The 22,869-nt window shown below is 66.5% G+C and carries 16 protein-coding genes and 1 tRNA gene; 10 read left to right on the top strand and 7 right to left on the bottom strand.

Features of this window, described 5'->3' with window-relative positions:
• Positions 1-33 precede the first annotated feature (33 nt).
• From VT03_RS24650 to VT03_RS24635, 4 genes are all read left to right on the top strand, one after another.
• Entirely contained in the window at positions 34-825 is a 792-nt protein-coding gene (locus tag VT03_RS24650) for a DUF1295 domain-containing protein (protein WP_075095463.1), read from the top strand.
• Between the two features lie 111 nt (positions 826-936).
• The gene (locus VT03_RS24645) at positions 937-1,833 is read left to right on the top strand and encodes a DUF58 domain-containing protein (RefSeq protein ID WP_075095462.1); all 897 of its coding nucleotides are present in this window, start codon (positions 937-939) and stop codon (positions 1,831-1,833) included.
• Between the two features lie 41 nt (positions 1,834-1,874).
• The gene (locus VT03_RS24640) at positions 1,875-3,086 is read left to right on the top strand and encodes a metallophosphoesterase family protein (protein ID WP_075095461.1); all 1,212 of its coding nucleotides are present in this window, start codon (positions 1,875-1,877) and stop codon (positions 3,084-3,086) included.
• A 153-nt stretch (positions 3,087-3,239) separates the two neighbouring features.
• Positions 3,240-6,242 carry a fused MFS/spermidine synthase gene (locus VT03_RS24635; RefSeq protein WP_075095460.1) on the top strand — a complete coding sequence of 1,001 codons (3,003 nt, stop codon included), beginning with the start codon at positions 3,240-3,242 and terminating at the stop codon, positions 6,240-6,242.
• Positions 6,243-6,639: 397 nt separating this feature from the next.
• Here the strand turns inward: VT03_RS24635 and VT03_RS24630 are convergent, their stop codons facing one another.
• Both VT03_RS24630 and VT03_RS24625 read right to left on the bottom strand, forming a co-directional pair.
• Complete coding sequence (locus VT03_RS24630; protein WP_075095459.1) at positions 6,640-6,966, bottom strand: tetratricopeptide repeat protein; 327 nt, start codon at positions 6,964-6,966, stop codon at positions 6,640-6,642.
• A gap of 84 nt (positions 6,967-7,050) precedes the next feature.
• A complete protein-coding gene (locus VT03_RS24625) occupies positions 7,051-7,716 on the bottom strand; it encodes a DUF4375 domain-containing protein (RefSeq protein ID WP_075095458.1) in 666 nt (221 codons plus the stop codon).
• Between the two features lie 78 nt (positions 7,717-7,794).
• On the opposite strand from VT03_RS24625, the gene glp reads away from it, so the two are divergent.
• The 5 genes from glp (at position 7,795) to VT03_RS24600 (ending at position 13,023) form a co-directional block, all read left to right on the top strand.
• On the top strand, positions 7,795-9,015 hold the full coding sequence (glp, locus tag VT03_RS24620) for a gephyrin-like molybdotransferase Glp (protein WP_075095457.1): 1,221 nt from the start codon (positions 7,795-7,797) through the stop codon (positions 9,013-9,015).
• Between the two features lie 51 nt (positions 9,016-9,066).
• Positions 9,067-11,028, top strand: coding sequence for an apolipoprotein N-acyltransferase (gene lnt, locus VT03_RS24615; protein WP_075095456.1), 1,962 nt, complete (start codon positions 9,067-9,069; stop codon positions 11,026-11,028).
• An 85-nt stretch (positions 11,029-11,113) separates the two neighbouring features.
• Positions 11,114-12,169 (top strand): PA0069 family radical SAM protein, encoded by a 1,056-nt coding sequence (locus tag VT03_RS24610; protein ID WP_075095455.1) that lies wholly within the window; start codon positions 11,114-11,116, stop codon positions 12,167-12,169.
• A 254-nt stretch (positions 12,170-12,423) separates the two neighbouring features.
• Positions 12,424-12,714 carry a BON domain-containing protein gene (locus VT03_RS24605; RefSeq protein WP_075095454.1) on the top strand — a complete coding sequence of 97 codons (291 nt, stop codon included), beginning with the start codon at positions 12,424-12,426 and terminating at the stop codon, positions 12,712-12,714.
• A 225-nt stretch (positions 12,715-12,939) separates the two neighbouring features.
• Positions 12,940-13,023 (top strand) — tRNA-Leu (locus VT03_RS24600).
• A 172-nt stretch (positions 13,024-13,195) separates the two neighbouring features.
• Here the strand turns inward: VT03_RS24600 and VT03_RS33775 are convergent.
• A complete protein-coding gene (locus tag VT03_RS33775) occupies positions 13,196-14,086 on the bottom strand; it encodes a hypothetical protein (protein ID WP_156514736.1) in 891 nt (296 codons plus the stop codon).
• Between the two features lie 496 nt (positions 14,087-14,582).
• Between VT03_RS33775 and VT03_RS24590 the strand changes: the two genes are divergently transcribed.
• A complete protein-coding gene (locus tag VT03_RS24590; RefSeq protein WP_197489072.1) occupies positions 14,583-17,132 on the top strand; it encodes an autotransporter outer membrane beta-barrel domain-containing protein in 2,550 nt (849 codons plus the stop codon).
• Positions 17,133-17,435: 303 nt separating this feature from the next.
• On the opposite strand, the gene VT03_RS24585 is transcribed toward VT03_RS24590, so the two are convergent.
• From VT03_RS24585 to VT03_RS24570, 4 genes are all read right to left on the bottom strand, one after another.
• Positions 17,436-18,401 (bottom strand): histone deacetylase, encoded by a 966-nt coding sequence (locus tag VT03_RS24585; RefSeq protein WP_231870508.1) that lies wholly within the window; start codon positions 18,399-18,401, stop codon positions 17,436-17,438.
• A 127-nt stretch (positions 18,402-18,528) separates the two neighbouring features.
• Positions 18,529-20,595, bottom strand: coding sequence for a M3 family metallopeptidase (locus VT03_RS24580; RefSeq protein WP_075095451.1), 2,067 nt, complete (start codon positions 20,593-20,595; stop codon positions 18,529-18,531).
• A gap of 158 nt (positions 20,596-20,753) precedes the next feature.
• Complete coding sequence (locus VT03_RS24575) at positions 20,754-21,977, bottom strand: hypothetical protein (protein WP_075095450.1); 1,224 nt, start codon at positions 21,975-21,977, stop codon at positions 20,754-20,756.
• 192 nt (positions 21,978-22,169) lie between these two features.
• Positions 22,170-22,583 carry a hypothetical protein gene (locus VT03_RS24570; protein ID WP_075095449.1) on the bottom strand — a complete coding sequence of 138 codons (414 nt, stop codon included), beginning with the start codon at positions 22,581-22,583 and terminating at the stop codon, positions 22,170-22,172.
• Positions 22,584-22,869: the final 286 nt, after the last annotated feature.

The following is a 22,869-nucleotide window of genomic DNA, read 5'->3' as shown; positions in this document are numbered from 1 at the left end:
ACGCGACTGACACGAGACCCCGGAGACGAAACCATGTCGCCGCTCGCCGCCACCCTCGCCATGACGCTGGGAGTCACGCTGGTGATCATGCTTGTCCTGTGGATCCTCGCCACCCTCCGGCGGGACGTGAGCCTCGTCGACATCTACTGGGGACTCGGCTTCCCCGTCGTCGCCTGGCTCGCCCTCTTCCGCAACGGTTCCGCACCGCGGCCGCTGGTCATGGCGATCTTTGTGACGGTCTGGGGCGTCCGGCTGGCCGCCTACCTCCTGTGGCGGAAGTGGGGCGAAGGCGAAGACCGCCGCTACACCGCCATGCGGGACCACCACGGCCCCAAGTTCTGGTGGGTCAGCCTCTTCACGGTGTTCCTGCTCCAGGGGGTGATCCTGTGGTGGGTGGCGTTCCCCTTCCAGGTCGCCGCGGTCCACGCCGGCCCGAAGGCGATGACGTGGTCCGACATCACCGGCGCCGCGCTCTGGCTGGTCGGCTTCCTGTTCGAAGCGATCGGCGACACCCAGATGGCCCGCTTCCAGTCCGACGCCGCCAACAAGGGACAGGTCATGGACCGCGGCCTGTGGCGATACACCCGGCATCCGAACTACTTTGGCGAGTTCCTCATGGCCTGGGGGTACTACCTGCTGAGCCTCGCCGCCGGCGGCGGGTGGACCTTCCTCAGCCCCCTGATCATGACCGCCCTGCTCCTCAAGGTCTCAGGAGTCTCCCTCCTCGAGTCCACGATCACCGCCAGGCGCCCCGGCTATGCCGACTATCAGCGTCGAACTAACGCCTTCCTCCCCTGGCCCCCGCGAAACCCGGCTTCTCCGTAGCCCCGGCCTCCCCCTGGTCTCACCACCAGAACAAACGACGCAGCAACGGGCCGACCGCGCCGGCGCCCGCCCAACGATGCCGCGGAGCGATTCCGCCAGTAGAATCCCCCCATGCCTACCGCCGAACAATACCTGAAACCCGAAGTCATCCAGTCGGTCGCCCGGCTCGACCTCCGGGCCAAGTTCATCGTCGAAGGCTTCCTCTCCGGTCTCCACGCCTCCCCCTTCCAGGGGTTCAGCGTCGAGTTCAGCGAACACCGCCGCTACACCCAGGGGGACGACCTCAAGGACATCGACTGGCTCGTCTACGCCAAGACCGACCGCTACTACGTCAAGAAGTACCAGGCCGAGACCAACATCACGGGCTACCTCCTGATGGACCTCTCGGAGAGCATGGCCTACACCTACCGCCAGCAGCTCACCAAGTTCGAATACTCGATCTGCCTCGCTGCCGCTCTCGCCTACCTCATGATCCACCAGCAGGATCCGGTCGGCGTCGTGACCTTCGACGAGAAGGTCCGGGCCAGCCTCCCCGCCCGCAGCAAGCGGACCCAGCTCGCCAACATCCTGACGCTCCTCGCCAAGGCCAAGCCGACCGGCCCCACCGAGATTGCCCGCAACCTCCGGCAGGTCGCCGCGATGGTCCGGCACAAGAGCCTCATGATGCTCTTCTCCGACCTCCTGACCGAACCCCAGCCGGTCCTCGACGCCATCCGCCTCCTCCGGTTCTCGGGCCACGACGTGATCGTGTTCCACGTCCTCGACGAAGCGGAAGTGAAATTCCCGTTCAGCGGGATGCTCGACCTCCGCGATCCCGAGTCGGGCGAGACCATGATTGTCGACGCCCAGGGGATCCAGGCGGACTACCTCGACGAGCTCAAGAAGCTCCGCGCGATGTACCGCAAGGAGTGCCGCGCCGCGGGAGCGGACTTCGTCGAGATCGACACCAGCATGCGGTTCGACAAAGCCCTCGTCGAATACCTCTCCCAGCGCCGCGCTCGGTTCTGACCTGACCGGGTCCCGCCGGGGACGAAAGAAGACTGACTGTTATGGAACGACGAACATTTCTCCGCGACGCCCTCGGTTCCACGCTTGCCCTCTCGGCGCTCGCCCCGGCGTCGACAATCGCTGCCGAGGGGGAAGCCTCTGCGAAGAGTGAGCCTCTCCTCCAGGGGGCGCCGGTGGTGACCGGCCCCGCGGCCGAGTCACTCACGATCCTCCAGGCGGTCCGTCGGCCGGCGACGGGATACCTGGAACTCCAGGGGAAAGCCGATTCCTGGCAGCGGATCGACGCCGAGTCCGCCGGCCTCCTCCCCTACGACCACCACGTCCTCAAGTTCCGGCTCCCGCCGCTGCCGGCCGGACAGGAGATCCGGTACCGCGTCACCGCCACTCCCGTCGACTTCCAGAACGCCTACAAGATCCTCCCCGGGGAGGCGACGACCTCAGAGACGCACAGCGTCCGCACCCTCAATCCGGACGCGGCTGAGACAAAGTTCGTCATCTGGAACGACACCCACGAGAACCTGCCGACGATCCAGTCCCTCGTCGCCGCTACGGAAAAGCTGCGGCCCGACTTTCTCCTCTGGAACGGCGACCAGACGAACGACATCTACGACGAAGCGAAGATGGGGAACCAGTACCTCGCCCCGAACGGGCTGACGGTCGCCGCGGAATGGCCTCTCGCCTACGCCCGCGGCAACCACGACGTCCGCGGCCCGGCGGCCCGCTCGCTCTCCCGGTTCACGGGGACTCCGGACGACCGCTTCTATTACGCCTTCCGCAGCGGTCCCCTGGCGGCCCTGGTCATGGACACCGGCGAAGACAAGACCGACGACCACCCCGTCTTCGGCGGACTGGCCGCCTTCCGGGCGATGCGCGACCGGCAGACCGCGTGGCTGGCGAAGGCGATCGAAGAACCCGGGTTCGCCGCGGCGCCGCACAAGGTCCTGTTCTGCCACATCCCCCTGTGGTGGACGACCGAAGAGCAGAGCGAAAACGGGCCTTGGACGTTCAGCCGCGTCTGCCGCGACGCCTGGCTTCCGCTCCTCCGGAAAGGGGGGATCAAGCTCGTCATCTCCGGCCACACGCATGACGCCAAGTGGCTGCCGGCCGCCGAAGGTCGGCCGATTCCCCAGCTGATCGGCGGCGGCCCGAAGCCGCAGGGGGCCACGATCATCGCCGGCACGGCGACGAAGGAGCGATTGACGCTCACGATGTCCCGCCTCGACGGCTCGATTCTGGAAACGGTCAACCTGTGAGGTCTTGGGAACTCGCGTTTCAGCAGCCCCGCGCGGCGCGAGGGAGGGGAAGTCGCGATCGGCCGCCCGCAGGGCGAATGCCGTCCGCGTTCACGTTTCCCTAACGCGTTCGCCCTATGAAACCCTTCCGCTCACTGCGGAAGAGGAACGGGAATGCAACGCACCTGCTATCGACTCGCCGTCTTCCTGAGCGCGTTCCTGCTGTTCCAGCTGCAGCCCCTCATCGCCAAGGCGATCACGCCGTCGTTCGGCGGAAGCGCCATGGTCTGGACGAGCTGCATGCTGTTCTTCCAGATCGCGCTCCTGGGGGGATACCTCTACGCGCACAGCCTGGCCCAGTACACGGTCCGCACGCAGGCGGTCATGCACTGGCTCGTCCTCGCAGCGGCCCTGCCGTTCCTGACGATCCTGCCGCACTTCCAGTCTGAGGCGGTTCTCTCTCAACCGCTGGCGACTCTCGTCCGGGGACTGGCGACTTCGGTCGGGCCGACCTTCCTCCTTCTGAGCGCCACCGCTCCCCTGCTCCAGCGGTGGTACGCCGCCCTCGGCGAGCGGAACCCCTATCGCCTCTACGCCGACTCGAACGCCGGGTCGCTGCTCGGTCTCCTGACCTACCCGCTCGTGGTCGAGCCGCTCCTCGACACGCCGGCGCAGGCGGCTCTGTGGGCCGGCCTCGCCAGCTTCGAACTCGCTCTCTTCGGCCTCCTGCTCGTCTGGCTCTGGCAGGCCGACCCCCGCCCGGATTTTTCCCTGGCGTCCGAGTCCGACGAGCCTTCCGCGTGGATCGCGGACTCCGGCCTCTGGATCGTCCTCTCGGCTCTTCCTTGCGCCGTGCTCCTGGCGGTGACGAACAAGATCAGCCTGGAAGTCGCCCCGATCCCGCTGCTGTGGATCATTCCGCTGGCCCTCTACCTCGTCACGTTCATCCTCAGCTTCGGACGGCGCGGCCTGGGGCCCGCGTGGCTGCTGCCGGCCGCGACGGCCGGTTCGCTCCTGCTGGCGGGAACACTCCTGCGACTGCGCAATCCGTCGCTCGCCGGACTGTGCGTCTCGCTGTACGGCGTCCTGTTCTTCTGCTGCCTGCTCTGCCACCGCGAACTCGCCCGCCGCAAACCGGGACCGGCCCGGCTGACACAGTACTACCTGTGCATGTCTCTGGGAGGCGCCCTCGGGACGCTCTTCGTCTCGCTCGGCGCTCCGCTCGTTTTCACGACCTATCTCGAATTGCCGCTCGTGGTGGCGGCCGCGGTGGCCCTGGCGATCGCCATTCGGCCCGGCCCGGCCGCGGTGGTCGGCTCGGGAAAGACCCCAGCGCCGCAGCACGAAGAGACCGTTCCGCGGATCGTGACGAGCCTCACCGGGTTCGCGGCGATTGCGCTCTGGCTGAGTCCCGACCTGACGGGTCTCGCCCAGAGCCTCCCGGCCGCTCTTCACGGCCGCACCGTCACGCCCGTTCCCGAGTTGGGGGCGTTCCTCCCGTTGCTGCTGCTCGGCGTGGGTGGTCTGTTGGCGTGGTCCCCGCGGGAAGGTCGCGCCCGCCAGCTGCCGATGGCCTGGTGGCGACAGGCGCTGCGGTGGCTTGCGATCACCGGCCTGGCGCTTGGATTGGCCGGGGCGCTCGCGGCGGCGTTCGTGCTGGGAGTGAGTCTCTTCGGGCTCCGGACGGAGGTTCGTTCCGAGGCCCTCTCGCTGGTGACCAGTCCCGTGCTGCTGTGGGGGCTGGGGGCACTGACGCTGGTCGGCATCGGGAGGAGGCGGGAACAAGTCCCGGCGACGAATCCGCCTGAACCGGGCGGCAGCGATCGCCTGCCTGCGGCGGACTGGCCCGCCCTGCTGTGGACGGCGGCCGGCACTCTCCTGCTGACGCGCGTCCTTGTCGAGTCCCTCGTCGCGGACGCGCCGGCCGTGTGGTGGCTGGCGAGTCTCGTGATCGGAGGCCCCTTCCTCGTGTCGCGTGACCGGGTCGCGGCGCACGGGACCGGACTGGCAGCGGGACTCTTAGCCGTCGTCTCGATCCCCGCCGCCCTGGCGTTGGCAAGCCAGTCGGTTCCCTATGGCTCGGCCATCTCGCTCAGCCTCCAGATCCTGATGGCGATGATTTGCGTCGGCCTGGCCCGCGGCCGTTGCCGGAGACCGAACGACTCGCAGGGATGGACCACTGGGGAAGTCGGGGGGGCTGCGGCGGCCCTGGTCCTGGGAGTGCTGTTTCCGCAGCTCCCGGGCCCGGTTCTCTTCACCGGCTGCGGGCTCGCGGCGGCGTGGCAACTGGGGGGCGGCGAGCTGTTTCCGGCTCGAACCCGTCTGAGCTCTCTCGTCTCCGCGGCGGTGGTGATCGCCGTCGGGCTGTCGTGCAGCCTGCTTGCCAGCCCGAAGCCCGAGGGAGAAGTCCTGCTGGCGCGGCGGAACTTCTACGGCACGCTCCGCGTTGAAGACCGCTGGGAGCCGGTGGCGGTCCGGGAGTTCATTCATGGGAGCGTCTCTCACGGACGGCAGTACCTGGAGCCCGGTCGTCGGGATGAGCCGACCATGTACTACCACCGCGGGAGCGGGATCGGGCGGCTGCTCGACGCCACCAGCGGCCGTCCGCGGAACATCGCCGCGGTCGGCCTCGGCGTGGGGACGATCGCGGCGTATGGGCAGCCGGGGGACCGGATCCGCTTTTTCGAGATCGATCCCGATGTCGAAGAGATCGCCCGCCGCGACTTCAGCTTTCTCAAAGAGAGCCGGGCGGCGGTCGACGTTGTCGTGGCGGACGGCCGTCTCGCCCTGGAGCGGGACCGCGGGACCTACGACATCGTGATTCTCGACGCCTTTTCCGGGGACGCCATCCCGACGCATCTTTTGACCGCCGAGGCCCTGGCGCTCGATCTCGAGCGGCTGCGGCCGGAGGGGTTCCTGGCGCTGCATGTCAGCAATTCGCACCTCGACCTGACGCCGATCGTCAACGACCACGCCCGCCGGATGGGGTTGAATCTCACCTATGTCGACTACCACGAGCCGGGACCGCATCCGCGATCGCTCTGGGCGATCCTGTCGCGTGGTCGGGTGCCGGTCGAGGGGACGATGGATTCGCCGGCGGTCAGCTCACGGGCGTTTGCATGGACGGACCGCCGGCACAGTCTGCTGGGGCTGCTGCGTGTGAGACAGTCCAAATGATGGGGAGAGGCTGGAGGCTTAAGGCGGAAGGCTGAAGGTAGAGCAGAGTGTCACAGCCCACCGGGCCCAGGGGCACCCTGGTGGGGAGTGCAGAGGGGCCTGTGTTGTTTTTCTGGCCCTTTGCCCGCCGGAGGCCTGGCCGTCGAGAGATGTCTGAAGGAGCAAGTGCCCAAGCACGGACAACGTGCCGTATGCCCCCTCACCAACCCGCGGGGATTGCAAAGCGAGCGGTGAGTCCTCAACGCCGGTACCACAAAGGGGACGTCCGTTGCTTACAACGGTTCCTCACAGGAGTGCCTCCGGCGGCAAGGGGGCCTGTGTTGTTTCTTGGCCCCTTGACCCCGGCTGCCGTAGCACGTTGGGTTTGAGCGAGCAGAGTCGTGCCGGCAAGGACGTCTCAGTGCCGATGGCCGGACATCATGGCCGCGCGGGCCTTGGCGTCTTCCGCTTCCAGGATCTTGCCGCAGCGCATGTAGATGACGGAGAGCTGCGTGTAGGAGAAGGTGTCGTTGGGGGCGATCTCGACCACCTTGCGGGCGTGGGCAATCGCGTCGTCGAACTTCCCGAGCCGGTGGAAGTAGACCGCCAGAGCCGAGTGGGTCTCGACGTGGTTGGGATCGATCGCCAGGACTTCCTGCAGCTTCGCCACCGCCCCGGCCAGGTCGCCGGCGTCCTTCAGCTTGATCGCGGCGTCGTAGATCTCATGCGGGGCGGGGGAAGACATCGAAACTCCAGGGTCGGCAAAGTGGTCGACCGAATGATAGGCCAGCAGCGGAAGAGTGTCGACAATGGCGCGAACGCTCCTGGCCTACAGTTTCAGCGAGCCGTCGTGAACGAACTGCTGGGGTTGAGCCCGGGCGAAGTCGGCCAGATGAGGCTCCCACATCGACCAACCGCTGTACGCGGCGGAGTACTCGCCATACAGCGCGTCGACGGCTTCGAAGTCGGACTGTGTCTGTCGGTGGAACTCCTTCCACTCGGCAATCGATCCACGTTGCCGCAGACTTTCGTCCAGCATCCAGCGGTCGCGATAGAGGGGATGCTCCCGCTCCAATCGGGTGTTGATGCTCAGGATCTTTTCCAGAAGTTCGACGCACTGATCGGCTTGAATCAGCCGGGCTCCTTCCAGGGTCTCTGCGGTCAGTTGCCCGCTGCAATTTGTCAGCCACTGCGAATAGCCGCCGTTGTCCGCCTCGCTGGCAAACAGGAACAGGCAGTAGCCGGCGCGGAGTCCAGGCGGAAGCGTGGCGACCAGTTCTCGGTCGTTGGACGCCCCAATCAGGTTCTGAAGCGGTTCAAAGAGCTTCCAGCAGTAAAGCCAGATGGCCCAGGAGAGGTCTTCGTCGCGCAGACTTTCCAACAGGACAAGGTCGAACGCCCAGGGAGCCTCTCCGAGATCCTGACCGCAATGGCACTTGGGAAGCCGGCGGGAAACCGGTTTGTGACAGCGGGGACAGCAGATGATGTCGGGCATGTGGCAAACCCGAATCGGAGAGATCGCCCGGATGACAAACGGTGGCGAGGCGACCGGCAATGATCATAGATTTCTGCCATGCTCACCGTCGAACAGGCCTTCGAAAAGATCCTTGCCGCGGTCATCCCGCGAAACCCGTTGCCGCTCCCGCTCAACGAGGCGCTCGGACTGACGCTGGCGGAAGACGTTGTCAGCGGCGTCGATTCCCCGCCCTTCGACAAGTCGATGATGGACGGCTACGCGGTCCGGACGGCCGATGTGACGGCGGGTGTCGAACTGCCGGTCGTGGCGGAGGTCATGGCGGGGAGTCTCTTCAGCGGAGAAGTCGCCCCGGGGCAGGCGGTCCGGATCATGACCGGGGCTCCGATCCCGACTGGTGCGGACGCCATCGTGCGGGTCGAGGACACCGAGACGCTCGACGAGGGGCGCCGGGTTCGAATCCGGCTCGCGTCGCTGAAGTCCGGGCGGGACATCGTTCCCCGCGGTCAGTCGATGCGGGCCGGGGAGACGGTCCTCCCGGCGGGACGGATCCTCCGCGCCTGCGAGATCGGCCTGCTCGCCGAGTTGGGACATCCCCGCGTCTCCGTTCGTCCCCGCCCGACGGTGGCGGTGATCGCCACCGGAGATGAGCTCGTTCCCGTGGGGGCGGTCCCCGGCCCCGCGCAGATCCGTAACACGAATGAGCCGATGCTGACGGCCCAGATCCGCCAGTGCGGTGCAGAGCCCCGCCCGCTCGGGATTGCCCGCGACAATGCGGCGGAACTGGAGAGCCGGATTCGGGCGGGTCTTCAGGCGGACATCCTCTGTCTTTCCGGGGGGGTCTCGGCCGGGAAGCTCGATCTCGTCCCCGCGGCGCTGGCGGCGTGCGGCGTTGTCGAGAACTTCCACAAGCTGGCGATGAAACCGGGGAAACCCTTGTGGTTCGGGGAGCTGCCGGCGGAGCGGAGTGCTGATCGTAAGTCGCACTGGATATTCGGATTGCCGGGAAATCCGGTCAGCAGTATGGTTTGTTTTGACCTGTTCGTCCGGACGGCCCTGCGCCGGCTGCAGGGGATCGATCCGGCGTTGCCGGCGCCGATCCCTGCCCGCATCGGAACGGACCTCGCGTTCAAGGATGACCGCCCGACCTGGCTCCCCGTTCGAGTCGAATGGAGCGCCGACGGACCGGTGGTGCATCCGGTCGGATGGCGGGGCTCCTCCGACCTGCGGGCGACCGTGGAAGCCCACGGGACGGCCCACTTTCCGGCGGGCGAACGGCAATACCACCGGGGGGATGCGGTTGCGTTCTTCGCGTGGTGACGGTTGCCTTTGTCCCACGCCTACCGCTCCGGTTTCACGGAAGAAGCCGCCATGCCGACGACGCTCATGGAACCCGCGCCCGCTCCTCCCGCTTCCGGGGCCACTCCCCCTCCGGCTTCCGGCTCCGCGATTCCGAGCCGCCCGAAGCGCTCCGACGCGGACATCTCGGTCGCCGAGATCATCTCCCGCGCCCGCGCCCGGGTGGTCGCCCCGGTATCGAAAACGCCGTGGCTCCTCTCGACGGTCTCGGCCGTCGCCCTGTGGGCCAGCTTCACCCCCCTCGACTTCGGTCCGCTGGCCTGGGTCGCCCTCGTGCCGGTGCTCCTGCTCGTCCGCATGCCGCAGGCGACGCGGAAGATGTACCTCGCCCTGGCGGTCGGCGGCTGGCTCTTCTCCCTGATGACGCTCCAGTGGATGCGGCTGGGGGACCCGGCGATGTACTTCGCCTGGGCCGCTCTCGCGTTCTATGTCGGACTCTACTTCCCGGTGTTCGTCGGGCTGGCCCGCATCGCCGTGCACCGGCTGCACGTCCCGCTCCTCGTTTCGGCCCCCCTGGTGTGGGTCGGACTGGAGTACGCCCGCGCGTACATCATGACCGGCTTCGCGTGGTACTACCTCGGTCACACGCAGCATCACTGGATCAACCTCCTGCAGGTCAGCGACCTCGTGGGGGCCTACGGCGTCAGCTTCCTCGTCATGATGGGGAATGCCTGCGTTGCGGAGCTCATCCCGGCTTCGGCCTTTGAGAAACTCAAGCTGGTGCCGCAGTCGACCGCGGAGGAGACCGCCAGGCTCGACCGGCCGTTCGGAGCCCACGCGATCGCGGTCGGGGCGACCGTGCTGTCCCTGGTCGCGGTCCTGGCCTACGGCTCCGTCCGGCGGTCTCAGGCGGACTTCCAGCCGGGGCCGCGGATCGGGCTCGTCCAGGGGAATTTTCCCTCGTCGCTGAAGCATGAGGAGAACCAGCTCGGCCGGATCTGGCAGACACACCGGTCCCTGACCGGGCTCGCGACGCGGCAGCAGGCCGAGCTCATTGTCTGGCCGGAAACGATGTTCCGCTGGCCGTACCCCGCTCTCGATCCGACCCTCTCCGAAGAACAGATCAAGGCTCTCCATCAGGATCTCTCCCTCGAGTTCTGGAAAGACACCCAGGCCGAGAAGAGCCTCCGGGACATGAGCGAAGCCAGCCGGGCGGCCCTGGTCATCGGCGCCGACGTCTTCGCGGGGGACCAGGAAGGGATGCGGGTCTACAACTCGGCCCTCTTCTTCGAACCGGGACAGGGTCTGGCCGGCCGGTACGACAAGCTCCACCGGGTGCCGTTCGGTGAGTACGTCCCCATGAGGGAGCTGTTCCCGTTCCTCGCCACGCTCACTCCGGCGGCCGGCGGGATGGGACTCTCGGCAGGCGAACACGTTCACGTCTTCCAGCACAAGGACCACCGCCTCGTTCCGCTCATCTGCTTTGAGGACACCGTCCCGCAGCTCGTTCGGGCCGCGGTCAAGGCGACCCGCGATGAGAACGGCAAGGAGATCGACTGCCTCGTCAACCTGACGAACGACGGCTGGTTCCACGGCTCGAGCGAGCTCGACCAGCACCTGATCACCGCCTCCTTCCGCTGCATCGAGACCCGCGTGCCGATGGTCCGGGCGGTCAACACCGGGATCTCGGCCTTCATCGACGGCGACGGCGTGATCCGCGAGCCGAACCTGTTCCTCGACTTCGACGCCATGATGAAGCAGCCCGTCGACAACGGCCGCGCCGACCCCACCCGCCCTGTGGCGACCCCCGTCGATGCCCGGACCTCGATGCGCGATCCCAAGACCGGCCGCTACCACAAGGAGCTGAACGCCGTCCTGGTCAGCGAGGTCCCCCTCGACGGACGGACGAGCCTCTATGTCCGCTGGGGGGATTGGTTCGCGGGACTCTGCCTGCTGTTTACCTTCGGGATGCTGGTCGTCGGACTGGCCGGGATCGGAAAGCCCAGGACCCCGGTCCTCGACCTCGCGGCCTGAGAGGTTTCCGGCCCCTCTTCATCTTGAACGGCGGCGGAAGTGTACATAAGATCACTTCGTCTTTGCCCCCGGACGAAGGTGGATCATGCGGCACGGCTCTCAACTCGATCCGCCGAACCGGTTCGAACAGTTTCACGCCGTCCCCGACTCGGAACACCTGGAGTGGGACACGGAGTACCTGGAGGGGCGGTTCTCGCGGTCGATCGAGTACCTGACGGACGCGTCGCAGTCGATCGTGACGCAGAACGATTCGCCGGACATCCACTTCCGGTACAGCGTCAATCCGTACCGGGGGTGCGTCCACGGATGCGCCTACTGCTACGCCCGCAACACGCACGAGTACCTGGGCTTCAACGCCGGCCTCGACTTTGAGACGAAGATCGTCGTCAAGCACGACGCCCCGCGGCTGCTGCGGGAGTTCCTGGCCCGCGACGCATGGAAGCCGGAGCCGATCATCTTCTGCGGCGTGACCGACTGCTATCAGCCGGCGGAGCGGGAGTTCCGGATCACGCGGGGATGTCTTGAGGTCGCCCGGGAGTGCCATCAGCCAGTGAGCCTCATCACGAAGAACGCCCTCGTCGTTCGCGACCTGGACATCCTCGGCGAGATGGCGGCACGCTCGCTGGCTCATGTCAATCTGTCGGTCACGACCCTCGACCCGCAGCTCGCGCGGGAGATGGAGCCCCGGACCAGCATCCCCACAGCCCGACTGCGGGCGGTCGAGACGCTCGCCCGGGCCGGGGTCCCGGTCCGGGTCATGATGGGGCCGATCATTCCGGGGCTGAACGACAGCGAGATCCCCCAGGTCCTCAAAGCGGCCCGCGACGTCGGGGCGACGGATGCCCGGTACGTCCTTCTGCGGCTGCCGATCACGGTGGAGCCGGTCTTTCTGGAATGGCTCCGCCGGACGCAGCCGCTGAAGGCGGAGCGGGTGGAAAGCCTGATCCGGCAGACGCGGGGGGGAAAGCTGTACCGCTCGGAATGGGGGGAGCGACAGCGGGGGACAGGGCTGATCGCCGAGCAGATCGAACAGCTGTTCCAGACGCTCCGGAAGAAGCTGGGCTTCGAAAACCTTCCGTCGCTCGACGTCTCGCAGTTTGTCTCGCCCCGGCCGGCTTCGGGACAGCTTCGACTCTTTTGAAACCGGCTCCGTTGTTGCCAATTTGCATCGTGGCCCTCGGCCCCGTCGAGAAGCAGTAGACGAGTCCGGGAGGGCCGGGAAGGTACGGAAGAACCGTTCACAGGATTTTTGCCGATCTGTCCGGATTCCGCTTCGTTTATGGATTCCGATTTTTAGACTGGGGAGTGGGCCGGGGGTGCCCGGGGCTGAGGGGAATGACTCAGGAGGGACGGTTCATGCCTTCAATCGCTATGCCACGTTTGGTTCCAGCGGCCATGGATGATCCGGTCCCGTCGGATTCGGGATCGCAGTGGTTTCTTCCCTGCGAACTCCTGAACACGGCGCACTCGCTCGAGCAGCAGGTGACCTGCCAGCTCAAGCAGTCGCCGGGAATGCGGTTCCGCGACCTGTCGGTCCATCGGTTGCCGGACGGCGTCTGCCTGACGGGGGTCGTCGAACTCGACGACGATGCGGCGGATGTCTGCGACATCGCCCGTCGGGTGCGGGGGGTGGACCGGGTCGTCAATCGGCTCATCTCCTACGGGACGATCAAGATCGACCAGTAGCGGGCCAGATCGACCGGTCGTCGACAAGATACGCCGCAGGCGTCGCTGGCTCGGAGCGGGCACTCCGGGCGGGCCTGTCGGACCGCCGAACGATCTCGTTCGGCGGGTCGGGTGGAGAAAGCGGGCTTTCCGGCGGGCGCGGAGATCTTTTTCGCTCGGTAAAGGATGCTGCGGCTTGGACTTGAAAACCCGTGTTCCGCGGCTACGATGCCTCGCTCCCCCGCGGCCCACGTGGCGGAATTGGCAGACGCGCTAGGTTGAGGGCCTAGTGAGGTAACACTCGTACAGGTTCAAGTCCTGTCGTGGGCACTGTTGGATCCTCCAAGGACTTACGGCAAAAGCCGTGAGTCCTTTTTTGTTGCGCGGAGCCCGTGACGGGCTGCGGGGTCAGGCAGGCGGAAGTCGATCGCGGGGCCGGGCAGCCGGGGCTCTGCTGTGAGATGGCCCCGGCTGCGTCGTCTGCTTGCTGTCGTCTCGAACGCTACTTGATGGCCGCGCTGCGGCGGGTGAAGAAGTAGCCCCAGGTTGTGACCTGCCCGGCCCGCTGGGCGGGGTCGGTCCAGACTTCTTTGCCGTCGAGCTTGAGGGTCACTTTGGTGGCCGTCATGTGCATGGGGGTGTAGGTCCAGCGGCGGCTGCCATCCGGTTGCGTCTCAACCTGGATGACCAGGAGGACGGTGGGATTTGTTCCGCCGGCATGGGAGAACACGGCACCATAGGGCACCCCCTGGTCTGGTGCGTTGAACTCGAAGATCGGTCGGGCGACGACACGGAGGACCTCCGGAAACTCGCTCCGGCCCTTTTCCGGGCCTGTCTCAGCGGTGAAGCGGCGGTTGAGGGTGCGGGCTTCGAATGGCCACCGGGCGGCGTTGTCGTTGACGGTCGCTTCCGGGATGGCGGTCACGGGGACCGAGGCCGTGGTTTTCTGATCGCCCGGTACGTTCGGCCAGCGGCCCTCGATGATGCCGGGCGAGGAGGAGGCGAGGCACCAGGTCCAGAGCGGGGAGCCGGCGTTCCAGTCGTTGACTTCGAGTTTCTGGAAGAGGGCGGGACGTTCGCCATCCAGCCAGACCCAGAGGGTGGAGTCCTTGATGAAGCGGGTCTCGTCGCCATAGGAGACAAGCGGCTGGGGGTGGAGCTTGATCGGCCGCGGCTCGGCGGCCTTGTCGTCCCGGACGGTCAGGGCGAGCCCGTTGACCAGCGTCCGCATGGCCTGTTGTGCCGGGCGGTCGGCGGCGGCCTGCGGCTCGGCGGGCGGGTCTTCCGCGGGCTTGTCCTGCGCGGTGAGCGGAAGAGCAAACAGCGCGATCCCCAGGCAGCCCGCAATCAGGCGACGCGTGAGGGCTCGAACCGGGTCGTGTGAAGCAAACATCGACTTTCCTTCCATGCTCAATTGAGGGCCCATGCCAGAACGTCCGGGGCGGACCGGCTTGGTCCTTCGGAGTGGCTGCGTTCAGACGATACGGGGGCCGCGACCGGGTCCGCAAGGACCGACATTCGTGAGAGGACGCCTCCTGGCCGGAATTCCTTGAGACGTTGGCGTGCGGCCGGTTCCGCTTCCCGAGTTGCCTAATCGGCACAATCCTTCCAGAAGGAAACGCGAGGACTACGAAGCGGGACATCCGAGCCGGGGCGGCTCCACGAGACGGGCGGATCGTCCGAAACAATAACGCGGCCGTAAGGAACTCGGGCAGGGTGTGCTTTCGGGCGAGGCAGAGGATGCCTCTTCCGCGGAAAATGGGGCCGAAGCGACATCGAGCGAACTCTTGAACAAGCAGGCTGGGAGGCCGTCTATGTTTCGTCGCTCAACTTGCGGGTTGGCCATCGCGATGGCGCTCGGGCTATTCGGCGCTTGGTGCCGGCCGGCCATGGCTCAGCAATGGCTGGCCAACCCGGGCACGAACAACTGGAATGACGATGCGAACTGGGTCGGAGGCCTGGCGCCCAGCGGAGCGGGTGCGACGGCGATCTTCGACAGCTCGACGGTCACGTCTCTGTTCTTCTCGGCCGACACGGTCATCGGGGGGATGACGTTCAACGCCGGCGCGCCGGCGTACGATTTCAATGTCGCCACGGCACTCACTTTTTCCGGGGCCGGGATTGTCAACAACTCGGCCAATCGTCCTACGCTGAACCTTGTGTTTGGCGGACCGGTGACCTTTCTCAACTCGGCCAGTGCCGGTGATGCGTTGCTCCTCAATGGCGACGTGACCTTTGCCAACGCCTCCACGGCGGCAAACGCCCAGATCGACGTCAATGGAGCCCTCATCTTTCAGGATGCGTCCTCGGCGGGGAACGCCGTGATCACTGATCTCTTCGGGAGTGACAGAGTCGAGTTTCGGGACACGGCGACGGCGGCCAACGCCACGATTGACTTCGACGCAGGCGCTGTTGCGTTCCTGGGCAATTCCACGGCGGGAAACGCCGCCATTTCTGTTTCGGGCCTCAGCATTCTCCTGTTTGAAGACAACGCTACGGCGGGGAACGCGACCCTGACGATGGGCCCCGTCGGACGAGCGGAGTTCTTTGGCAACGCGACGGCCGGCAACGCTTCGATTACGACCGGCTTCGCTTCGACTCTGAACTTTTACGGAAACGCCACCGCGGGTAACGCCACGCTGACCCTCAACGGGTTTGGAGTGGACTTCAATGGCAACTCGACGGCGGGCGATGCCACCCTTCTGAACAACAGCCTGATCGTTTTCCGGGGGAACTCGACTGGTGGGAATGCCGCGGTCGTCAACGCAGCGACCGCCGACGTCGACATCAGCCAGCTGAACTCGGCCGGCACCACTCTGGGATCGATTGCGGGGGAAGGGACGATCTCCCTGGGGAGCAAGACCCTGCAGATTGGCGGCAATGACGCCAGTACGCAGTTCAGCGGTGTCATCCGTGATGGGGGTGCAGGTGGGGGAACGGGGGGCTCGCTCACGAAGGTGGGGACCGGCACCCTCGCCCTGGCAGGAAGCAACACGTACACCGGCGTCACAACGATCCAGGAGGGGACGCTCCTCATCACCGGCTCGACGACGTCCGATACGACCGTTGAAGCCGGAGGCACGCTGGCGGGGACCGGCACGATTGTTGGCGACGTCTTCAATGGCGGGATCGTGGATCCGGGCAATGCCGGGATCGGCACGTTCACCATCGACGGGAACTACACAGGGACCGGCGGCGTGCTCCGGATCGAATCGGTGCTGGGGAACAGCAGCTCCCCGGCCGATCTGCTGGTCGTCAACGGGAACGTCAGCGGTCAGTCCTTCGTTCAGGTGGTGAACAACGGCGGGCTGGGGGCTCCGACCACGGGCGACGGGATCCGGATCGTCGACGTCGGCGGGGTCTCGGCGGCCAATGCCTTCGTGCTGGCGGGACCGGTGAACGCCGGAGCGTATAACTACCAGCTCTTTCTGGGGGGCTCCGGCGATCCGAACGACTGGTTCCTGCGAAGCGGCTTGCGTCCCGCGGCTGCGGCCTATCCGATTGTCCCCTCGCTGGCCCAGGAGTACGGCGCTCGCCTGCTCGGGACGCTCCACCGGCGCCTGGGGGCGCAGGAACAACTTCGCGACCGGGCCGATCTCCTCGACGAGCCCTACTTCAACGGCGGCTGGGGCCGGACCATCGGACTGGGAGGCGAACAGACCGGCGGAGGAACGCCGTTCGACTATCAGCTCGCCGCGGGACAGGGGGGGATCGACCTCTTCCACGACGAGGTCGCGGGGGGCATCCATCACTACGCCGGCGTGTATGTGGCAGGCGGCCAGGGACGGGCGGATGCGGGTGGTCAGGTGGCGCGACTCGCTCTCGATGCGGCGTCAGTCGGAGGTTACTGGACCTGGTATGGACCGAGCGACGGATACCTGGACGCGGTCGTCCAGGGAACCTGGTACGAGGGAACGGCGACGACCGTCGACGGAAGCGGGATTCGTCCGAAGGGAGCGGGTCTGGCGACGTCGCTGGAAGCGGGATATCCGATCCGGGTCGGCGAAACGTTCCTGATCCAGCCGCAGGCCCAGATGGTGTACCAGACCTTCGACTTCCAATCGCAGCGGGATGCGGCGTCGATCACCTCGTTCAACGACAATGATTCGTTCCGCGGTCGTCTGGGAGTGCGGGGAGCCCGGACGATTGCCTTGCGGGAGACGCGGGCCGGGGGGCCGCGACTGCTGACCGTGGGCCTGACCGCGGACAGCTGGGGAGAGTTTCTCGGCGACAATGTGGCCACTCTGACGGCCCTGGACGGCAGCAATCCGCTGAGCTTCGCATCGGACATGGGAGGGGCGTGGGCCGAGATCGGCGGAGACGTGACGGTTCAGGTCACGCAGCACGCGTCGCTGTACGGAAGCGGCCAGTACGCGCGGGGCTTCGAGGGGGATCGGGCAGCCACGATGGGGAGTCTCGGGCTGCGGCTGAACTACTGAGCAGGGCGAGCGAACACGGATCGGCGGATCGGCCCACCTCCTCCTCTCTATGCTCTCTGCACCCCTGTGTTTCTTTCTTCCGGAAGAGTTTTGAAACACAGAGAAACGGAGGACACAGAGGAGAGTCGAGGATTCATCGGCCGCGGACGCGACCGCTGCGGCTCGGCAGGAGCCTCGCCCCCCCATGTGCTGGAAGACCAAACCAGGGCCGTTGGCCCTGGCTGGCGGAAGGGATGGTCCTTTGGGCCAGAGCGGCTGAAGAGGAATGCCGACCTGTAGGCCGGCAACGTCCGTGCTACGGCCCTATGCCGGTTCCTTCGGCGGCGCGAGGACGTCGATGTGGTGCTTCACCGACTCCTTCAGGGCATCGAGGTTGTAGCCCCCTTCGAGGAGACTGACGATCCGCCCTTCGCAGTGCGTCTGGGCGACCTGAAGGACGTGCTCCGTCAGGGCGGCGAAGTCTTCGCTCTCGAGACCGAGCGAGCCGATCGGATCGGAGCGGTGGGCGTCGAAGCCGGCGCTGATCAGGAGGAGCTGCGGCTTGACCCGCTCCGTGAAGGTGTCGATCGACCGCCGGAACGCCGCGAGATAGTCCTCCCGGCTGATGCCGAAGCGGAGCGGGACGTTGCGGATCGCGCCGAGCCCGCGGCCTTCGCCGATCTCGTCGCTGTCGCCGGTCCCCGGATAGAACGGGAAACGGTGGAGCGAGAGGAAGTAGACGTTGCCGTCCCGATAGAAGATGTCCTGCGTCCCGTTCCCGTGGTGGACGTCCCAGTCGACGATCAGAACCCGGTCGAGTTCGTGCTTCTTCCGGGCGTAGGCGGCCGCGAGAGCGACGTTGTTGAAGAGACAGAAGCCCATCGCCCGCCCGGCGAGCGCGTGGTGTCCGGGGGGGCGGACAAGACACAGGGCGCGGCGGTCCTCGCCCGTCATGACGGCATCGACGGCCGCGAGCGCGGTCCCGGCGGCGTCCTTGGCGACGCCGAGCGACTCCTTCGCGACAATCGTGTCGGGATCGATCTTCCCGCCGCCGTCCGCGGAGAACTTCTCGAGACGGTCGAGATAGGCCGGCTCGTGAACGAGGAGCAGCTCGTCGCGGGTGATGGTCCGCAGGGGCCTACGGGTCACCCGCGCGGCAATCTCCGGCTGCTCGACCAGCCCCATGAGCCGCTCGATCCGGGCCGGCTGCTCGGGGTGATTGCCGGTCTCGTGATGGGTAAAGCGGTTGTCGGCATACAGCAGCATCGCGACCTCCCGGCTGCGGTCCATTCCTTCGGATTAAACACCAAGGCACAAAGGTCGCACCAAGGGCACCAAGAAAGCAATCACCGCCCCACTTCGTCCCCTTTGTGCCATCTTGGTGTCTTGGTGTTTAATCTTCCCCCCTCGAAGCGGCTCAGGCCAGCCCCGTGTGCCGCAGGAGGGCCGCGGCATTGGGCTCGCGGCCGCGGAAGGAGCGGTAGACCTCCATCGGGTGCTGGCTTCCGCCGAGGGCCAGGACCGTGTCCCGGAACAGGCGGCCGGTCGTCTGGACCGCGTCCTCGTTGTCGAGCCCCGCCTCCTCGAAGGCCGAGAAGGCGTCGGCGCTCAGGACCTCGGCCCACTTGTAGCTGTAGTACCCGGCCGAATAGCCGCCGGCGAAGATGTGCGAGAAGGCGCACAAGAACCGGTCGCGAGGGTCCATCGGCAGAACGGCGGTCCGCTCCATGACCCGCTTCTGGACGTCGAAGATCGTCTCGCCGCCCTCGGGATCGAACTTCGTGTGCAGTTCCATGTCGGTCATGCCGAACGTGATCTGGCGGAGCATCATCGAGCCGGCCCGGAACGTTTTGGCGGCGACGAGCTTTTCGTAGAGATCGTTCGGGAGCGGGGCGCCGGTCTTGTAGTGCCGGGCAAGGCTCATCAGCGTGGGGCGGTGATAACACCAGTTCTCCATGAACTGGCTCGGGAGCTCGACCGCGTCCCACTCGACGCCGCTGATCCCCGCGACTTCCGGATGCTCGACCGTCGTCAGCATGTGCTGCAGGCCGTGGCCGAACTCGTGGAACAGGGTCTCGACTTCGCGGAAGGTCATCAGGGCCGGCTCGTTCCCGACCGGCGGCGTGCAGTTGCAGACAAGGTGCGCGACCGGATGCTGCAGGGAGCCGTCGATCCGCCGGCGGGTGAGGCAGTCGTCCATCCAGGCACCGGGCCGCTTGTTCTCCGGCCGCGAGTACGGGTCGTAGTAGAACCCGGCGATCTCCTGGCCCGCTTCGTTCAGGATCATGAAGTAGCGGGCGTCCTGGTGCCACACGGGCGCCTGGCCGTCCGCCGGGACGACCGTGATCCCGAACAGCCGCTGCAGGAGCTGGAACAGTCCGTCGAGGACCTTCTCATGGGCGAAGTAGGGCCGCAGCTCTTCGTCGGTGAAATTGAACTTCCGCTCGCGGAGCCGCTCCGCCCAGAACGGGACGTCCCAGTGCTCGATCGGGCCCGCCTGGCCGGAGGCGATCGCCAGTTCGTGGAGCTCGATCATGTCCTTCTCTCCCGCCGGACGGGCGGCGGCAAGAAGGGTCTCGAACATCTCGTGGACCGTCTCGGCCTTGCCCGCCATCTTCTCGGCGAGGCTCACCTGGGCGAAGTTCTCATAGCCGAGGAGCCGGGCCTTCTCCCGCTTGAGCTTCAGGATCTGCCGGCAGAGCTCCGTGTTGTCGAACTCTCCGGACGAGGCCCGCGTCATGTAGGCGTGGTACGCCTCTTCGCGGAGGGCCCGGTTGCGGCAGTGCTGCAGGAACGGGTTGTAGGAGGGGAGATCGAGCGTGATCTTCCACGGGCCCGCTTCGGGGGTCGCCTCGGCGGCCCCTTCCGGCTTCGACTTGTTGTAAGACTGGGCGGCAAGGCTGCGGAGCGAGAGCGGGAGACCGGCCCCGTCTTCTTCCTCCGTCACGATGAGCGACCAGGCCTTCGTCGAATCGAGGACATGGTTCGAGAACTCCGTCGAGAGCCGCGAGAGCTCCTTCTCGATGTCGTTGAACCGCTGCCGCTCATCGCCCGCGAGCCCGATCCCGGAGAGTTCCGTGGCCAGGATCCGCTGATCGACGATCCGCTGCTGGACCGGCGTGAGGGTCTTCCAGACGTCGTTGGCCTTAATGTACTTGAGGGTCTTGTAGATCGGCTCGCTCTGCCGCATCCGCAGCCCGAACTCGACCACCTTGGGGAGGGCCTCTTCATAGGCGGCCCGCAGCTCCGGCGAATTCAGGACGCCGAAGAGGTGCGCTACGGGCCCCCAGGCCCGCTCGAACCGCCGGTTGATCCGGTCGATCGGGGCCATCAGGCCGTCCCAGGTCGGCTGGAGGTGGATCTCGAGATCCTCAAGCTGCGTCCGCGAGTCCGCCAGGACTTCCTCGATCGCCGGCAGGATGTGCTCGGGCCGGATGGCGTCGAAGGCGGGGAGTCCGGAGGTGGCGAGCAGCGGGTTCGACATGCAGTCCTCGTGAAGGTACGGCGGCCGCGCGCGGCGCCTCCTGCACGATAGAGCATTTTCGATGGCGGACGAACCCCCGTGCCGCGATTTCCGCAGCGGTCCGCAGAGAGCGGGCGGTCAGGCGGCAGCACGCCTCCGCCCGCCGCCCGTGCCGTCGATCAGGGGGCGGGACCCCGCGGGACCAGCGGGAGGAAGGGGCCGATGAGGATCGAGACCTCGTACGGCTCTCCGGACATCTCGGTCCACTGCTTCTGCTGGGCCTCGGTGAGGACCTCAGCCACGATCACTTCGTCGAGGAGCCGCCGAAACTCGTTGAAGGCCGCTTCGACCTGCTGCGGAGTCCCGGTCGGACGGGGCGGGCGCGGGAGCACGCCGCTCTGCATCAGGATTCCGATCTTCCGGTTCTGCTCCTCGGTGAACTTCAGCATCTCCGCGATCTCCGGATCGGAGCGGAGGCTGGGAAGCAGCCCCTGGTGCTGGCGGACCAGCTGCGTCAGCCGCGTTTCGATCTTGGGCGAGAACTCCTCCTTGATGAGCTTCCGCACGGCGTCCCGGCGGTCGGTCGCAATCTCCCGGAGCCGGAGGGGTTCGACTTCCGGCGGGTTCTCCTTGATGACGTCGGCGTCCCCCTGCTGAAGCCGGGGGATCACCTCGCGGACCTTTTCAACCTGAGGGGGCGTCAGCTTGAGCTCCTGCTGGATCGCCGGGTCGACGAGCAGACGGCCATAGGTCCCGCCGCTGAGCACGACCGGAATCTTGACCTTCCCGACATTCCCGCCCCCCTTGATCGCCATCATGAGCGGCAGTCGCCCCTCCAGGAGCGATCCGCACAGCGCCTCCCAGCGCCGCTTCTGGCCGGCGTCGAGGATCTCCGCTTCCGCGGTCCGCAACGAGGCGAAGTCGGCCCCTCCCAGGCGCGGGGGGAGACCGCCGATCGGCAGGGCCGCGACCCGTTCCTGCTGCGTTTCGGTCAGTTTCAGGTCGCTCGCCAGCCCCGGATCTTCCTGGACGGCGTATCGCAGGCCGACGCACTGGTAGCGGACCTGCTCCACCCGGTGGGCCGCCTCCTTCCCGAGAGCCTCTTCGACGAGCGCCGCGCACTCCCGGAGCTGGGGGACGGACTTCCCGGGCTGAGTCTCCGACTGCGACGCCGCGAGGGCCTTCGCGTGGAGTTCCTTCGACAGCGATTCGGGAACTTCGGCGACTTTCAGGTCCTCCAGCACCCGGGGGTTGGCCAGGAGACGGAGGTACTGCTCGGGGGGCGAGATCAGCCCCCACTCGATGACCGGAGTCGCCGGCGGCCGGGGCTCCTGGCCCGTGGCGCCGCCAGCCAGGAGCGTCAGCAGCAGGACCAACGCGGAGATCGCGGGAAGACGCTTCACGGGAGAGGCTCCTCAACGAGAGACCGCCGGGAGGACGGGACGCCGGTCGGAATCGGCCCGGGTCGCGCCATCGGCTGGAGCGAGTTTGCGACCCGTCCGGACACCACACAAGCGGCACTCGCCGACTTCAACGAAAAAGCGGGACCCCGAGCAGCTCGGGACCCCGCCAGTTGAGCTAGGCTCTGACGCGTTTCAGATGCCGTAAGGGCTGTAGTAGTAGGAGAGCTCGGCAACGTCCGAGGCGTACGTTTCGAAGATCGCCGACACGAACCAGAGGTAGCTGCGGCCTTCGTACTGGTACGTGTAGTTCCCGAAGAGGGCCGAGTAGTAGCAGAACGTCGAGGCGTCGGACTGGTAGCTGTAGACCTTGGCGTTGTAGGCGTACTCCGTGTAGACCAGGCCGTAGTAGCCGTAGATGTACGCGTAGTACTCGTAGGTCGTGGGCGACGGCGACTGCTGGTAGGCCCCGCCCGCGTACACCAGACCGTCATAGGCCAGCGAGTACGCGTAGTAGTCGAGCCCGGCCGCCTTCGCCTGGCTCGGCGCCGAAGCGAACAGCGAGATGCCGACCAGCAGGGCCAGCAGAGTTTTCTTGACAGTGAACATTCGAACCCCCTCGTCTTGTCACGGCGGCAACAGGAATTTCATCACAGCGAGCCCGCGACTGCCCAGACCGGATGATGGACACGTTCGGAGTAACCGCCGCAATCGCTCCAAGCCGAGAGTGGCAGTGTCGAAGGTATCGAGCCGTTGACCCCTGTCAACAAGAATGACCCATACCACCCATTTTGCCAAACAGATCGGCAGGATCGGGGTGGACGGATCTCTCTGCAGGGAAGACACAACCGGTCTGGTCCCTGCCGGCGCTCAGGAAGAGCGGACCTGTCGAACC

The sequence above is a fragment of the Planctomyces sp. SH-PL14 genome, from assembly GCF_001610835.1.
Classification (GTDB): Bacteria; Planctomycetota; Planctomycetia; order Planctomycetales; family Planctomycetaceae; genus Planctomyces_A.
This window is presented reverse-complemented; position numbering and strand designations above follow the sequence as displayed.